Origin of the sequence: Salegentibacter tibetensis (assembly GCF_020164485.1) — a bacterium.
GTDB classification, from domain to species: domain Bacteria; phylum Bacteroidota; class Bacteroidia; order Flavobacteriales; family Flavobacteriaceae; genus Salegentibacter; species Salegentibacter tibetensis.
This window is the reverse complement of record NZ_JAIQZA010000053.1, coordinates 1-15,150: the sequence shown is the minus strand read 5'-3', so window position 1 is coordinate 15,150 and position 15,150 is coordinate 1. Positions and strand designations below refer to the sequence as shown.

At 35.0% G+C, this 15,150-nt stretch carries 13 protein-coding genes and 2 pseudogenes; 10 read left to right on the top strand and 5 right to left on the bottom strand.

From position 1 onward, the window contains the following. Window positions 1-102: 102 nt before the first annotated feature. Entirely contained in the window at window positions 103-306 is a 204-nt protein-coding gene (locus LB467_RS19485) for a CFI-box-CTERM domain-containing protein (RefSeq protein ID WP_394371827.1), read from the top strand. Window positions 307-596: 290 nt separating this feature from the next. On the opposite strand, the gene LB467_RS17795 is transcribed toward LB467_RS19485, so the two are convergent. The 5 genes from LB467_RS17795 to LB467_RS17775 all read right to left on the bottom strand — a co-directional run bounded on the left by LB467_RS17795 (window position 597) and on the right by LB467_RS17775 (window position 6,064). Then, window positions 597-1,376, bottom strand: a complete 780-nt coding sequence (locus LB467_RS17795; RefSeq protein WP_224475406.1) for a hypothetical protein — start codon at window positions 1,374-1,376, stop codon at window positions 597-599. 66 nt (window positions 1,377-1,442) lie between these two features. Beyond that, window positions 1,443-2,375 carry an HIT domain-containing protein gene (locus LB467_RS17790; RefSeq protein ID WP_224475405.1) on the bottom strand — a complete coding sequence of 311 codons (933 nt, stop codon included), beginning with the start codon at window positions 2,373-2,375 and terminating at the stop codon, window positions 1,443-1,445. A gap of 79 nt (window positions 2,376-2,454) precedes the next feature. After that, window positions 2,455-4,173 (bottom strand): reverse transcriptase domain-containing protein, encoded by a 1,719-nt coding sequence (locus tag LB467_RS17785; protein WP_224475403.1) that lies wholly within the window; start codon window positions 4,171-4,173, stop codon window positions 2,455-2,457. Window positions 4,174-4,330: 157 nt separating this feature from the next. Then, window positions 4,331-5,329: a BT4734/BF3469 family protein gene (locus LB467_RS17780; protein ID WP_224475402.1), complete on the bottom strand. Its 999-nt coding sequence runs from the start codon at window positions 5,327-5,329 to the stop codon at window positions 4,331-4,333. A 333-nt stretch (window positions 5,330-5,662) separates the two neighbouring features. Continuing rightward, window positions 5,663-6,064, bottom strand: coding sequence for a hypothetical protein (locus tag LB467_RS17775; RefSeq protein ID WP_224475401.1), 402 nt, complete (start codon window positions 6,062-6,064; stop codon window positions 5,663-5,665). Window positions 6,065-6,320: 256 nt separating this feature from the next. Between LB467_RS17775 and LB467_RS17770 the strand changes: the two genes are divergently transcribed. The 9 genes and pseudogenes from LB467_RS17770 to LB467_RS17730 all read left to right on the top strand — a co-directional run bounded on the left by LB467_RS17770 (window position 6,321) and on the right by LB467_RS17730 (window position 15,001). Continuing rightward, entirely contained in the window at window positions 6,321-6,641 is a 321-nt protein-coding gene (locus tag LB467_RS17770; RefSeq protein WP_224475400.1) for a hypothetical protein, read from the top strand. 53 nt (window positions 6,642-6,694) lie between these two features. After that, window positions 6,695-7,336 carry a recombinase family protein gene (locus LB467_RS17765; protein ID WP_224475398.1) on the top strand — a complete coding sequence of 214 codons (642 nt, stop codon included), beginning with the start codon at window positions 6,695-6,697 and terminating at the stop codon, window positions 7,334-7,336. Window positions 7,337-7,471: 135 nt separating this feature from the next. Further along, window positions 7,472-8,506 (top strand): annotated as a pseudogene (locus LB467_RS17760) (recombinase family protein); the annotation flags it as partial. Between the two features lie 669 nt (window positions 8,507-9,175). After that, window positions 9,176-9,877 (top strand): annotated as a pseudogene (locus LB467_RS17755) (YifB family Mg chelatase-like AAA ATPase); the annotation flags it as partial. Between the two features lie 184 nt (window positions 9,878-10,061). Beyond that, window positions 10,062-11,213 carry a DUF2891 domain-containing protein gene (locus LB467_RS17750; RefSeq protein WP_224475397.1) on the top strand — a complete coding sequence of 384 codons (1,152 nt, stop codon included), beginning with the start codon at window positions 10,062-10,064 and terminating at the stop codon, window positions 11,211-11,213. Continuing rightward, a complete protein-coding gene (locus LB467_RS17745) occupies window positions 11,213-12,433 on the top strand; it encodes an Nramp family divalent metal transporter (protein WP_224475395.1) in 1,221 nt (406 codons plus the stop codon). The genes LB467_RS17750 and LB467_RS17745 overlap by 1 nt, the downstream gene beginning before the upstream one ends. Before the next feature lie 252 nt (window positions 12,434-12,685). Further along, window positions 12,686-13,426 carry a 5-oxoprolinase subunit PxpA gene (gene pxpA, locus LB467_RS17740; protein ID WP_224475394.1) on the top strand — a complete coding sequence of 247 codons (741 nt, stop codon included), beginning with the start codon at window positions 12,686-12,688 and terminating at the stop codon, window positions 13,424-13,426. Then, window positions 13,423-14,154 (top strand): 5-oxoprolinase subunit PxpB, encoded by a 732-nt coding sequence (gene pxpB, locus LB467_RS17735; protein ID WP_224475392.1) that lies wholly within the window; start codon window positions 13,423-13,425, stop codon window positions 14,152-14,154. Before pxpA ends, pxpB begins: the two co-directional genes overlap by 4 nt. Further along, window positions 14,144-15,001, top strand: a complete 858-nt coding sequence (locus LB467_RS17730; RefSeq protein ID WP_224475391.1) for a 5-oxoprolinase subunit C family protein — start codon at window positions 14,144-14,146, stop codon at window positions 14,999-15,001. The genes pxpB and LB467_RS17730 overlap by 11 nt, the downstream gene beginning before the upstream one ends. The last annotated feature ends 149 nt before the right edge of the window (window positions 15,002-15,150 follow it).

The window sequence follows — 15,150 nt, the reverse complement described above, 5'->3', positions numbered from 1 at the left end:
AGAGGGAGAATCGATGAGAAAATTTAGAAAATAAGAGCAAAAAAAATTTAATTAACTTAACCGAAATTTTAGAAGAAAAGTGTCCGTTTTGAAACGGAACGCCTGTCCGCTTTCAGCGGATTATGCATTCTAATTTTAAGAAATTATAGAGATACATATTTAAAAAGCACCTTATTAGGTAGAATCTTTATTAGAATGTACTACTATGTTTCTCCGAAATTAGTTCAACGTTTAAATGATTTTAATTATCTCCACATTTTTATCAGAATTTTGCTAAACAAGATTATATCTTTAGTGAAAGTTTAAGGCGTAGGGGACTGAGAAGGGACAATCTAGCCTGAAGGTTAATAAATCTAGGTTTTCCCTCATACCCCTCGTTATATCATATAAGACTAATTAACCAAATTACATTCCGAAACATTCTGGAAGATACAAGAGAAACATCTTTCAGTTTTGATTCTGAAAAATTTGAAAATCTGGATGCTTTAAAAGTTATAATAAAACACTTTCTCATAAAAATAATGACACCTAATCTTTAAAAGAATTAATCTAGTCTGCGGCAATTGGAAACACTTCTTTTAGGTTTTAAATTTGATTTACTCAACTGTCTTTAAGTCTTGTAAATCTTCTACAACCATTCTTTCCCGAATTATAGCTCCAACTGATATAAACCACTCATTATTGCGAATTACGGAAGTTTGGGGAATCTGCACAAATAGTGTATTCTGAGTTTGAAGTAATCTGATGTAATACCGTCCTATTTTATATTTTTCACCTTCTTTTTTAAAAGATTTTCCCATTACTTCTTCCCAGAAATGAATTAAAGAACTGGCATAAAATATAACTACTCTGGGCTTGTGCTTATTCAGTTTTTCTTTTAATCGTTTAATACGTTTCTTTGAAATTTTTTCAAAGTATTTTTCTCGAGTTTTTAAATAAGTTAAACCTAGATTATCCCATTCATTAGTGTACCAATTCCTGTAATTCCAAAGTTCAACTGATGGTGAAGGCAGGGGAAATAAATCAATTAAAAGATTACTAGATTTTATTTGACCCCAATTTTCTTTTTGAACACTTCTAATGGTTTCAGTTGAAATTTCTTTACCCTCAATTGTATTTCTCAACCTTATAAGCCCCCACCAAGTTTTTTGTCTTAGTCCTTCTGTGAAGAACCTTTTTAACCCAATGTTTACGTGATGCCTTTTACAATCAATTAATTCTGTACCATATTTTTCCCAACTATCTATTCTTAGATTGACATCTTCAGGTGAATAACCGCCATTTTCTTCAATTCCTATAAACCAATAAGTAGCATTCCAGTTACCATATCCGAAGAAAGTATTTATATAATTTTCGAGTTTAGCAGCATTTATCATTTTTCTTAAGTTTTTGGTTTAGTGAGCAATCTCTAAAGGTTAAGCATTTTGTCTACTTTATAGAAATTAATAACTTCCTTTGCCTGGGATGGTATTTCTAACTCCTCCAACAGGTTTGTCAACATCTCCTTTTCTTCTTGGAATCAGATGCATATGACAGTGGTAAATGGTTTGTCCTGCATCTTCTCCTGCATTCCATCCTATATTATAGCCACTTATAGAAACGTCTTTAGAGAGTAGTTTTTCTCGAACCATTATAGTCAAGCTATTAATTGCATTCAATTCAGCCTGAGTTAATTCAAAATAATCTTTACAATGTCTTTTAGGTATAACAAGAATATGTTTATCAGTTACAGGGTATTTATCGAAGAATGCTAATGCTAAATTATTTTCGAGGAAGGGTTTTATCTTGTTGGTGCAAAACGGACAATTATCTGTTCTATAATTGTATAAGTATTCTAGGTCTCTAAAATCTGTTGAATCTGTGTCTCTCTTGTTGGCATTGCAGGTATAACATAGAGCTTGGTAATTATTTATTGAATCTTCTCCTCCTAAATTTTTCGGTACTATATGGTCTACTTCGAGAGCTTTTTCTTCTTTGCTAATTCCGCATAACTCACATCTACCTTTAGCTCTTTTAAGTACTTGAAACCTTATTGAACCACTAACAGCTTTTCGGTTTTTTCTTCGATGTTCCCAAATTGCTTCACCTCGTTTATCTATATATTCACTAATTTTTCTGTCACAGATTTCAATAATTTCAGAGATTTCATCTTGTGATAACTCTTCATAACTGTTGAGTGTATATATGTCTTTATTTTTAGAAACTATTTCGTGTTTCCGAAGTATTCTGCCTACCATATTACTAGTAATTTTCTCGTAGTATTCAACCTGAGAAAAGTCATATGATAAAATATCCTGTGCAACTTCTTTTTTATTCGCCACACCCTTATTTAGCAACAATCTTTTAATCATTACAGGTTGGTAAATATGAGACATACTCATTTTATTCTGAATAAAGTCTTTTATCATACAGTAGGGTAATAACTTGTTGAGTTTATTGTTTCTTCGAGATTGTTTATGTATCTAACATCTGTTTATAATAACTATATGGTTTGCCATAATACTTCTTTTTTGCTCTTTTGTCAGTACTGGGTTTTTTCTCTTCAACTGTCTTTAGATATTTTTTCAAAAATTTTATTTGATAGTTTCTGTAGTGGTCAAGTTTTTTCAATTGTTTTCTTAAGTATTTATTATCGCTTAACTCAGGAAAACCATTAACCCAACACATTTCATTTTCAAGATTATTATGATTCCACATAGTAACCCTACCTACAGACATTCCTATCAATCTATGTATAGCTGATTCCATTACAGTACCTTTTCTTTTATTGAGATTGTTATTATCAATGCTTCTAATTATTTTATGAACAACCTTTTTTTGTTTTTTAATTTCTTTTTTCAAAGTAGATTTCCTGACCCGAATTTTTCCTGTAAAATGCATTTCATATCCAACAAAACCAATCCAAGGGAAGTGTTTAATGGCTGTATGATTGGATGACCATTTGTATGGCTGTTTAGACTTTTTATCCCAAAATTCAATCTTTTTATTTAAATGCATTAAGTGAAATTCGTGAGGTATTAACTTTAAATTCAATAATGCATTCTCGTATTTTACAATTGCATTCATACAGCCATATTTATATGGATGCATTATAATCATATCATCGCAAAATCTTATGTAGAGTAATTTTTTATCCTTAGATTTTAGAACTTGCTTATCAGCAAAATCTAAAACTAAATTAGCAATAAACCCAGAAATAGCACCTCCTTGAGGAATGCCTATTGTTGCCCTAGCAGTCCGCTTGTAATGACCTTTTTGTAGAAGTTCTTCTTCGACCCACTCGAAATAGCAATCTTTAGAAAAATTTTTATATTCCCAAAAATTATTATCCTTGTTTAAGGGAAGAACATTTTTAATAAAGTTATAAGATTTTAAATACGAGTAAAATATATGGATAGCCCTTTCATCTATTTTTATACCTTTCTTTCGTAGACTTTTTAGCTTTTTTTGGAATTGATTCTTTATAACACTATGGTTAACCGAATCATAGAATTTACTCATATCGCATTCTGCAACGTAAAGTTTCTTTCCTTTGTACTTTTTTCTGTAAGTCAAGATGTCTTCGATAGCAGTATGATGATTCACCTGTATTTGCTTTTTATTTACCTCTCGAGTAGCACGAAAAGCATAGGAAGCATCGTAAAATCCTGAATCAAAAACCTTCGTCAAATAAGCATTTGTTTTACTAATTACCAACTTATCAACTATAGAATAGACAGCGATAGGTCTACAAACGCTCGATTTTTTTTCGGGCTTTTTGTGTTTGGGGTAAATTCTTGGAGGTTGAATACAGTAATCATTAGAATTTATAATTTCTCTTACAGTTATTATGAAATCATTAAGAGCTATTACAAAAGGCTCATTAGGATAATGATGCAAATAATACTTAACAGTGATATAAATACATTTGGTGTTATAATCAAATGAATTAATTTTCTGCCATTTAGTTTTATAGCGTTTTACTTTCCCTAATTTTTTCCATTTTCTTCTAGGTGGAAGAATCTTTTTAAGGTAAATCTCCTCTTCTGTCTGAAATTTATGATGGTTAAGTTTTTCTTTTTGTGAAATTAGATGAATAAGATGTTTTTCACTTCTTTGTTTTGCTTTTTTTGCTCTTAAATCGCATAAGTATCGAATTATTATATCATCCGTAAAAAAATCATCTATGGTCATACATTTTTTATAAAGGGGATAAGTGAGTTCCTGTAAATGGTTGAACCATAAATACTGACAAAGTCAAAGTCATTTTCCAGATTACCCACCTGACCAGAATGAACTTTGGCAATCGAAATATAATGTTTCCTGCAAATGCATAAACATTTAGGTACTATTATCCCCTTATTTCAAAACCTTTTTCTTTAGCTAAATACACGATTGTATTAAAAGTTATATCACCTCTAGTGTTCTGAAAACAATAACGTAACAAGTTGATACTTCCTAATTCATCGTGATTTCCTGCATCTAATCTACAAAGTTTTAAATAAAATTTTTCACCAATATCATAAGTAAATGTATTGGAAATTGCGTAAGCCACTCTGTACCAGTTAACATACGTTTCAGTAATTGAAAAATTATTTTTTTCTAAATATTTTATGACTTTAATTATAGTGCTTTTATCTCGAGAGTCATTCTTGCCCAATGGATTATTAAATACTTTCTGTAAGTTTATTTTGGTCTCAGAAGAATTCTTTTTTGAGATATTTGGTGTAGTGTTTACTAATTCTAATTGTTCTAAATCACAATGAAATGGCTCAATATCTTTTTTGAAAAATAAATTACTATCCGATGATAAAAAGCATAATCTTGAGATGTCACTGCCACTGATATCCAAATTAATTAAGTAATTATCAAAAAAATATTTAGTTAATTTTTTAAATGCAAGTTTATGAAAACTCTCTATTTGAGTATCTTCTAAAGAGGCTGTTGTGTTTATTTTAATTAAACCTTTAAAACCTTTCCCTGAGGGACTCATCCAATGACTAAAAACATATTTCTCATTTTTTAAAATATTATTAACCTCTCGCACTTTTTGAGAATTCAATTTATCTATATCAATTACAAGAATAGAATTATAATTTATCAAATTTTCGATTCTTCTATTATTTTCAAATGTTCCACAGAAAGTAACAGAAGGAAGGCTTTTCTTCAAAAAATTATATTCGTCAATGCGGTCATTCTTTATAAGCTTTCTTAAATGTGAAATTTTGGATTCAAGTTTTTCGTGTTTGATAATTTTAATTATCTCTCCAAGATTTGCCTCACGATTAATCGAGCTCCAAACATTATTTTGATATGAAACTTTTAATTTTATTACATCTTCGACTTCCATAATTGATGTTTCCAAGGGAATAAATATATGAATTATTGGAAGCTCTTAAAACAAGTGGCATTCTGAAATGTAATTATTTTAAAAAGGTAGAAATAGTAGATTGTAAATTATCAGAGGATTTTCAGCATAGACGTAATTACGATAGTAAAACCCCTAGGACTTTAAAAGAAGTCCCCCCCTTGAAAACTCCTACACTTTTCTCAAATTCTGAAATTTATAGTCTAAGTGAAGAGCTTAACCCTCCCTTAAACAAGACATCCTTCGATATAGCAAAATTGGTGTACCCCCCGTTAATTTAAAAACTAATTTTATATAGTTTTCGCAATAAATGGATTACTGAAAGAGATTTTCTTTTTGTTCAATATGAAATCTAAAATGTTCGTCCGCATCGTCGACGAATGATGGTTGAATTACCAGAATTTCTGAAATGATACTTTTTTGCGGTATCAAAATAGTAGTTGGATAGACTCCATCAGGTGAGGTACAGTCGTAAATAGCTGTGGAAGGATTTGTGTCATTTTCTATCTCTTTTTCTAATATTTTCAAAGTTTGAATATCATAACCATCATCTGTATCTGTTTTAATAATGATAGCGTTTCTGTGAATTATGATTGTTCTATTAATTATTTCTTTCTCGCCAGTTTTTAAATTTTCCGTAAACGGTGAGAAATATGTCTCCTGACCAAAACCTGAATAGGTTAGGAGAAAGGTGATAATAATAAATAGAGATTTCATTTAAAGTGGTTTGCTAATTCTTACCCCAATAAATATAACTATAAAATTTCAACCTTATTTTACTCTGAAGTACCTTTCAATTTCCACAGGTTTATTTGTGAAATTCTGAGCTAAAAAACAGTATAAGAAAAACACATGGTGTTGTTAAAAAGTATAAATAATTAGAATAACCAAATCTTAAAAGAACGTTTGTGTTTTGGTTTTTTATTCCTATATTTGAGGTATCAAAATAATTAATCACATAATCACAATTATCATGAAAGATTTACAAACACTTACTGAAAGAGAGTTTAACACCACTGAAACCCTTCAACTTCTTAAAGCATCTGGTTCAGTTTTTTGGAGTTGGGGAGTATCTAAAATTATCAACTATAACAATGAAGGATTACTTTTAAAAGTACAGGGTCATCATCATAACGGTTGGGTATTTATTGTACTTGCTTGGAATGACACCTACACTGTTCATTATCTCAACCAAAGATATAATGTGAAAGATTCTTCTTCTGAAATTTACTTTGATATGCTTACAGAGGAGATTGACAGAAAAGTTGAGCGAATTGATAATTACAAATTCTAAATTAGCTAATCGGGTTTCTCTAACCGGGAAACCCTTTTAATACCTTTAATAAGATGAAATATATAGCATATTATAGAACCTCCACAAAAGATCAAGACCTAGGAATAGAAGCTCAGAAACGTCTTGTAAAGAATGTTCTTAAGGAAGGTGATAAAATTATTCAGAGCTATCAGGAAAAGGTCTCAGGTAAAGGAATTAAGGATAGGCATGAGTTCCATAAAGCTCTTGAAGCCTGTGAAAATACAGAAGCTACTTTATTAATTGCTAAACTCGACAGATTGTCAAGGGATAAACATTTAATATTTGATTTGCAAAAAAGGAAAGTGAAGTTTCTAGTTGCTGACAATCCAAATGCCAATGAAGTAATAATAGATATAATGGCTATTCTTGCTCACGACGAGGTAAAAAAGATTAGTGAACGAACAAAGGCTGCATTGGCTGAACTAAAAGAGAAAGGGGTTAAGCTTGGAACTCCTGAGAACCTCACACAGGAAGCTCGTATGAAGGGTGTAGAGGCTATTAAGGAGAAAGCAAAGAGTAATCCAAATACCAAACCTGCCAGAGCCTTTGCACAATTACTGAGAGATAAGGGAAAAAACTGGGTAGAAATAGCTGGAGAGCTTAATACCAATGGTTATAAAAGCAGTAGGGGGGGTAAATATTATCCTCATACTGCTAAACGCTTACTGTCTTAAATGAGCAAGGGGTGCGAATCACCACACCCCTCTATCAAAATAATTAATCACGATAATCACAACGTAATTAATAAGATGTAAAGGTAATAAAATATCATTTTGTATTTTTATAATTGTGAGATCAAATATTTAGTCATGCTAGGAATTTATTGCAGAATAAGTAGGGAGAAAGAAGAGGGGAAAAACATAAGTATACCTGACCAGAAAAAGAAAGGTATTGCTAAAGCTAAGGAACTTGGATTAGAATATGAAATATATGTGGATGAAGGGGTTTCTGGTACTTTATCTATAACTGAGAGACCAGCATTTTCAGACCTAATAGAAGACATTACAGAGGATAAAATCACCCATCTTTATGCAGTAGACCAAAGTAGGATAGAAAGATCTCCTGAGACTCGTATAGTTGTAAATACGATGCTTAAGAAGAAAGGAGTGAGGATGTTTACGGAAATGGAAGGTGAAATAGATCTTCATGACCCTCAACAAAGTATGATGGGCGATATTATGAGTGTATTCAATAAATTCTTTGTTGACATTACTACTAAAAAAGTTAAGTCCGCTCTCTTACATAGAGTTGAAGAAGGTAAAGCTCATCAGGGGATGCAGCCTTATGGCTATACTAAAGATAAAGACGGTTATCTGATAATTGATGAAGAGGAAGCGAAAGTAGTCAAAAAGATTTTTGAACTGTCTTTAAGTGGAATGGGGCAAAGAAGTATAGCTTATTGGTTAGATGACCATGATTTCCCAACTCGATACGCTAAAATAGGAAAGGGTACTATTACTACCAAGAATAAGTATACAGGGGAAAAGACAGTTACTGAAAAGAAGGATGTAAAGTGGGCAGGTAAAACAGTCCAAGGGATAATAAAAAACCCAATCTACAAAGGTGAAAGATTGTATAAAGGAAAAACTTATGATTGTCCAGCAGTTGTAAAGAAAGAGTATTGGCAAAGGGTTAATGATAACCTTAAAAGTAACAGGACAAGTTCAGGTAATAAGCCCAAATATGATTATTTATTGAAAGGTCTCCTTAGATGTGTTGTCTGCGGAAGAAATTATTACGGTAGAACTCGTACAAGTAGGAAAGATCATTTTTATATGTGTTCCAGTAAGAGGTACAAAGGTCAATCGTGTGGTAATCCTTCCATTAATATAGACGCTATAGAGAATTATATTTGGTTCACAATCTTCTACGATGAAGAAAGGCTTATGACAATACACAGAGAGGTTATAGGTGGTAAAAATGACTCTGAGAAGCAGGAACTAACTAAAGAAAAAGAAATCCTTCAAGGAAAGATAAGAACCCATACTAAGAGAAAGGAAAACGCAATGGAGTTTCTTCTGGATGGTACACTTGAAAAGGAAGATTTCAAAGTTCAAGATGCAAAAATAAAAAAGGAATTAGAACAACTTCAAAAAGAATATAGAGATACTGAACACCGCTTAAATGGTATAGAAGTAGACAAAGAAAAGATAGAGAATATTGTACAATATATTCAGAAGATCACCGAAAACTCCACATTCGAGCAAAAAAAGGAACTTGTGAATATGTTTATCAAGAATATTCATGTTTATTGGGATGAAAAAAGGGACGGTTGGCAACTTCCAATAGAATTTGTTGGCGGTGCAGAATTACCATTTTTTATAGATTCAGAGGCCTATAAAAAGTTTAGAGATATAGGCAGCGTTATTCACAATAGACCAAAAAGGAAAAAGTATAATAACAATGGCAACGATGGTAGTAATACTCCTCAAAATATTGATAGTATCTCTACAAGTGCCGTGGATACTGAAAATGCTGAACTTTTTAAGTGGTTTACAACATCGAGTGCGAGGGATGTAGCTCTTGTCGGCGGCGGAGCTTATCCGCAACCGGGAGAGATTTCCCTATCACATAACGGCGTATTGTTTTTAGATGAATTACCGGAATTTAAGCGCGGTGTACTGGAAGTAATGCGGCAACCTTTAGAAGATCGGGAAGTGACCATTTCCCGTGCTAAGTTTACGGTAACCTATCCTTCCAGTTTTATGCTGGTAGCGAGTATGAATCCCAGCCCCAGTGGTTATTTCAACGATCCCGATGCACCTGCAACTTCTTCCCCGGCAGAAATGCAGCGCTATTTGAGTAAAATCAGTGGTCCGCTTTTAGACAGGATAGATATTCATATTGAAGTAACTCCCGTTCCTTTTGAAAAACTTAGCGAAGAACGCCGGGGAGAAAGTAGTGTTGATATTAGAAAAAGAGTGACCAGTGCACGCCAATCGCAAACCGAACGTTTTAAAGAGTCAGATTCTGTTCACTACAATGCGCAAATGAGTGTGCGGCAAATTCGTAAGTTTTGTGTATTAGATGATGCTTCAAAAGCCTTGCTTAAAACCGCGATGGAGCGTTTAAACTTATCAGCCCGTGCTTACGATCGCATCTTAAAGGTTTCCAGGACCATTGCCGATTTGGAAAATTCAGAAAATATTAAAGGAAATCACATCAGTGAAGCTATTCAATATAGAAGCCTGGACCGTGATGGTTGGCTAGGCTAAAATCTTCTCTAATTTTAAGAGAATTTTGGTATTTTTGATAGGAGTGCAGGTTTACCTATGTCAACTTTTAAATTTATATTTACCCACTTGAGAAACTATAAAAATTTTAAAATATAATATTTGTTTTTTCTCATTGCCTCGCACATTTGTCCGGGGGCAACCTATTTGCTAAGACCAAACTATTATGAAAAAAAGTTTATTGCTGCTAATTGCTGTTTCAGTATTTGCCTGTAAGGGAGAGCCTCAGGTTAAAGAAGTAACAGAAATAGAAAGCGACAGTATCAAAGAGAAAAGTGTTTTAAATGGAGAAATGCTTGGAACTAATAAAATTGAATTCACAAAAGAAGAAGCTAATAGGTTAGCTGAACTTCCACTTAATTGCATTAATACCGAATACCCCAATAAGCTTAACCAAACCCTGGAGAATAAAGAGGCTATAGGAGAGCCTACTGAATTACACCCTGCATTTTATGGTTGTTTTGACTGGCATTCATCGGTGCACGCCCATTGGTCTATGGTAAGTTTGCTGAAGCAGTTTCCCGATTTGAATAAAGCTGAAACCATTAGGGAGAAATTAAAAGAATCCCTTTCTGCAAATAATATTCAGGGGGAGATCGCTTATTTTAACCGGGAACAAAGCGATTCTTTTGAGCGTACTTATGGGTGGGCCTGGTTGCTGAAACTAGCTGATGAAATTGAAACCTGGAACGATCCTTTAGCCGATGAACTTAAACAGAATTTATCGCCATTAACCAACCTTATCGCTGAAAGATACCTGGAATTCCTTCCAAAACTGAATTATCCAATTAGAGTTGGGGAACACGCTAATACGGCCTTCGGATTAAGCTTTGCTTACGATTATGCGGTTGCTGTAGAGAATACCGAATTAAAAGAGCTTATCTCAAAGCGAGCCAAAGATTTCTACTTAAAAGATGATGATTGCCCGCTAACCTGGGAGCCGGGTGGTTTCGACTTTTTATCGCCCTGCCTGGAAGAGGTGAATATCATGCGCCGTATTTTACCGAAAAACGCTTTTGAGATGTGGCTTGATGATTTCCTGCCGGAGCTAAAATCTTCAGATTTTAATATGGAAGTAGGAGAGGTGTCTGACCGAACCGATGGAAAACTGGTGCATCTCGACGGACTTAACTTTAGCCGCGCCTGGGTTTTCTACGGACTTATAAATCAATATCCCGATAAATTCTCTCATTTACAGGGAGTCGCTGACAGGCACGTAGCTTATTCTTTCCCGAATTTAGTTGGGGACAGTTATGAAGGCGGCCACTGGCTTGGAAGCTTCGCCCTCTATGCCCTGCAGGAATCTAAAGGTTTGTAGTGCGAAATTTCCTGAAAAACCTTGGTCCTGGAATTTTAGTTTCGGCAGCTTTTATTGGACCGGGAACGGTTACGGTTTGTACGCTGGCCGGGGTTGAATTTGGTTATAGCTTGCTCTGGGCTTTACTGCTTTCTATATTTTCCTGTATAATTTTGCAGGAAATGGCCGCACGGCTTGGCGTGGTGTCGCAAAAGGGTTTAAGTGACGCTATTCGGGAAGAGATCAAAAGACCAGTATTCAGGGTTTTAGCGATTATCCTAATTTTTTCAGCTATAGTTATTGGGAACGCCGCTTATGAAGCGGGAAATATCACCGGCGCGGTTCTGGGAGCCGAGGCTGTTTTTGGGGTTCAAAACCTGCAAATAGGTGATTTCACACTTAACCTGTGGAGTATTTTTATTGGTGCTGTTGCTTTTATTCTTTTATTTACCGGAAGTTATAAAACCCTCGAAAAGATCTTTATAGGCCTGGTTTTGCTTATGAGCATTAGTTTTATACTTACTGCAATCCTTACCAAACCCAATGTTTTAGAAATTTTAACCGGACTTATACCAACCGGCAATGCTGCAGGTTTACTTACGGTAATGGCAATAGTAGGTACTACAGTGGTACCTTATAACTTGTTTTTACACGCTTCGCTGGTGAGTGAGAAGTGGAAAGAAGCTTCCTATTTACCTGTTGCCAGAAAAGAGCTGGTGGTTTCTATAATTTTAGGTGGGGCGGTTTCTATGGCCATTCTAATAAGCGCGGCATCCTCGGGTTTGACCAATGTGAATTCTGCGGCAGATATGGCCGTGAGCCTGGAACCACTATTCGGAACCTTTGCCACCTGGTTTATGTCCCTGGGGCTTTTGGCAGCCGGCATTACTTCTTCCATTACCGCACCTTTAGCCGCTGCTTACGTAGTAAAAGGCTGTTTTGGCTGGGAAGGAGGGATGAAAGCAGCGAAATTTAAAATAGTTTGGGCGGTAGTCCTTATTCTCGGGGTTTTCTTCTCTTCCCTGCAAATCAATCCTATTGAAATTATACGATTTGCCCAAATTGCCAACGGAATCTTATTGCCCGTCATCGCGATTTTCTTATTTTGGGTAGTTAATAAAGCTTCGGTTTTAGGCGAACATCGCAATTCTAAATTGCAAAACCTGTTGGGAATAGTAGTGATAGCCATCGCCCTGTTTTTGGGCGTAAAATCGATTCTAAGCGTTTTTCAGGGTTTTTAAGATGATCTAAATTTCCTGCAAGGTTTTTATCCCGTATCGCCATCGGGAACTTGAAGGTCTATTATAAGACTGAATAGTTTCTTCAAGCTTTTGTTAAATTTGAAATGAAAAGATCTTCTTTTTTACCTATAGGTAGTTAGAAAGCAGATCTTCTTAGGCCTGGATTTTACTTGCATCCGAGTGAAACGAGAGGAATGCAGGCGTTTTTTCATCGATGGAAAAAATGAACAGAACAATAATTATTTAAATAAAATGAAAGAAATCCATATCAACTGTGATTTAGGGGAAGGAGGCGATTTTGATGCTGATCTAATGCCGCATATTTCTGCCTGCAATATTGCCTGCGGCGGCCACGCCGGTAACCTGGAAACGATGCAGGAAACTATTAAACTGGCCGTGGAGCATGGAGTGCAAATGGGAGCGCATCCTTCTTATCCCGATAAGGAGAATTTCGGGAGAAAACCTGTGGATATTTCTGCGGAAGAATTGCAGCGTTCTATAATAGCACAAATTTTAAGTTTAAAACAATTGGCCGAAGCAGAAGGGGTGAAACTCACTCACGTAAAACCTCATGGAGCACTTTATAATAAAGCCGCAAAAGATGAAAAAACTGCCAAAATCATCATTGATTCTTTACTTGAATTCGATCAAGAATTAACGCTTTTTTGTCCGCCAAAATCCGTGATTTCTAAACTTGCAAAAGGTAAAACCCCGATCGTATTTGAAGCTTTTGCAGACCGAAATTATGAGCCTGATTTAAGCCTGGTATCGCGTTCAAAACCCAACGCATTGATCACCGAAAAAGAGGCTGTTTTTAGGCACTTGTTTTCTATGTTTTCTGAAGGGAAAATCACCTGTGTAAATGCTGAAAAAATTAACTATAAAGCTGATACATTTTGCCTGCATAGCGATACTCCAAATTCAGTTGAAATAATCACATTTTTAAAGCAAAGATTTGCTGAGCATAATATTAAAATCAAGAATAGAAAATGAGCGATTTTCCTAAAATAAAACCGATGGGAGAGCGGGGGATTCTTATAGAATTTGAGCCTGAGATTAGCGAAAATTTACTTGAGAAACTACTCTTTTATAAAAATAAGCTGGAAGAATTTTATACTGAAGTAAATGTTGAAGTAATCAACACATATAACTCGTTATTAATTAGTTATATGTTTAGTATAGAAAATCTCTATGATGAGGTTTCGGCGGTTAAAGAGTTGTTTGGTAAGGCTAAGATAGTAAAAATTAATAACCGGCAAATTTTTCACCTACCGGTTTGTTATGACGCAGAATTTGGCTGGGACCTCGATCTTATTTCTAAGGAAAAAAACCTATCAAAAAAGGAAATTATTGAGTTTCATACCACGCCGTTTTACACGGTTTATTTTACCGGTTTTTTACCCGGATTCTTATACCTGGGAGGCCTTGATAAAAAGCTTCAGATTTCCCGTAAAAGTGAACCCCGAATGAAGATCGAAAAAGGGGCCGTTGGCATAGGTGAAAATCAGACAGGAATTTACCCGAAATCCAGCCCCGGAGGATGGCAAATTTTAGGCAACTGCCCGGTTCAATTATTTGATAAAAATAACGATCCGCCCTGTGAAATTTCAGCAGGGGATAAAGTGAAATTCTATTCGGTTTCCAAAGCTGAATTTGAAGAAATTTCAGCACAGGTTTCAAAAAGAAAATTTCAACTAAAAAAAGAAAATTATGAAGGCTGAAGTTGAAGTATTACAACCGGGGTTATTTTCCACGATCCAGGATTTTGGCCGTCGCGGATTTCAAAAATACGGAGTTCCTTTAAGCGGAGTTATGGACAGGATCGCTTTAAAAACTGCGAACCTTATTTTACAAAATCAGGCCGATGCCGCAGTGATGGAAATCACCCAAATGGGTCCAAAACTTAAATTTTCCGCTTCTACTAAAATCGCAATTAGTGGAGCTGATCTTTCTCCAAAATTAAATGAGGAAGAAATTAAAAATAACGTAGTGGTAAAAATTAATGAGGGCGATATACTTTCTTTTGGAAGACCAAACAAGGGAATGCGTTCTTATTTGGCAATCCTAAACGGATTTAAAACCGAAAAGGTCCTGGGAAGTCGAAGCTGGTATGAAGATCTCACCAGGCACTACAAGCTCGAGAAAGGGATGAAACTGCAATACGAAGCTTCTGAAGAGGAAAAATTTGAGACCCACGCCGGTATAAAATTTCACGATTCTTATTTAAATTCCGAAGAAATTGAAGTTTTTCCCGGCCCTGAATTTGAAAAACTGCCCGAAACTTTAAAAAGTCATTTACGCCAGAGCAAGTTTAGCATTGATAAAAACAACAACCGAATGGCGATTCAGCTGAGTGAGGTTTTAGAAAATGAGCTGGAACCAATTATCACCGGCCCGGTGCTTCCGGGCACTGTGCAACTCACCCCCGGCGGGAAATTAATCGTCTTAATGCGCGATTGCCAAACCACCGGCGGTTACCCGAGGGTTTTGCAGCTAAGCGAAAAAGGAATTAATATGATGGCTCAGAAAAGAGCGGGGGATGGGATTAGGTTTTTGTTGAAATTGTAATTATTCTTTGATCAACCGTCATGCTGAGACCTGCGGTAAAAAAATTACCTAGCGTAGGATTTTGACGTAATTTTAATGGTAAATATAATGAACCACGAGTTAACCGATATAAGTATAGTGTTTCATACCTGTTGCTGAGTATGGTTTTG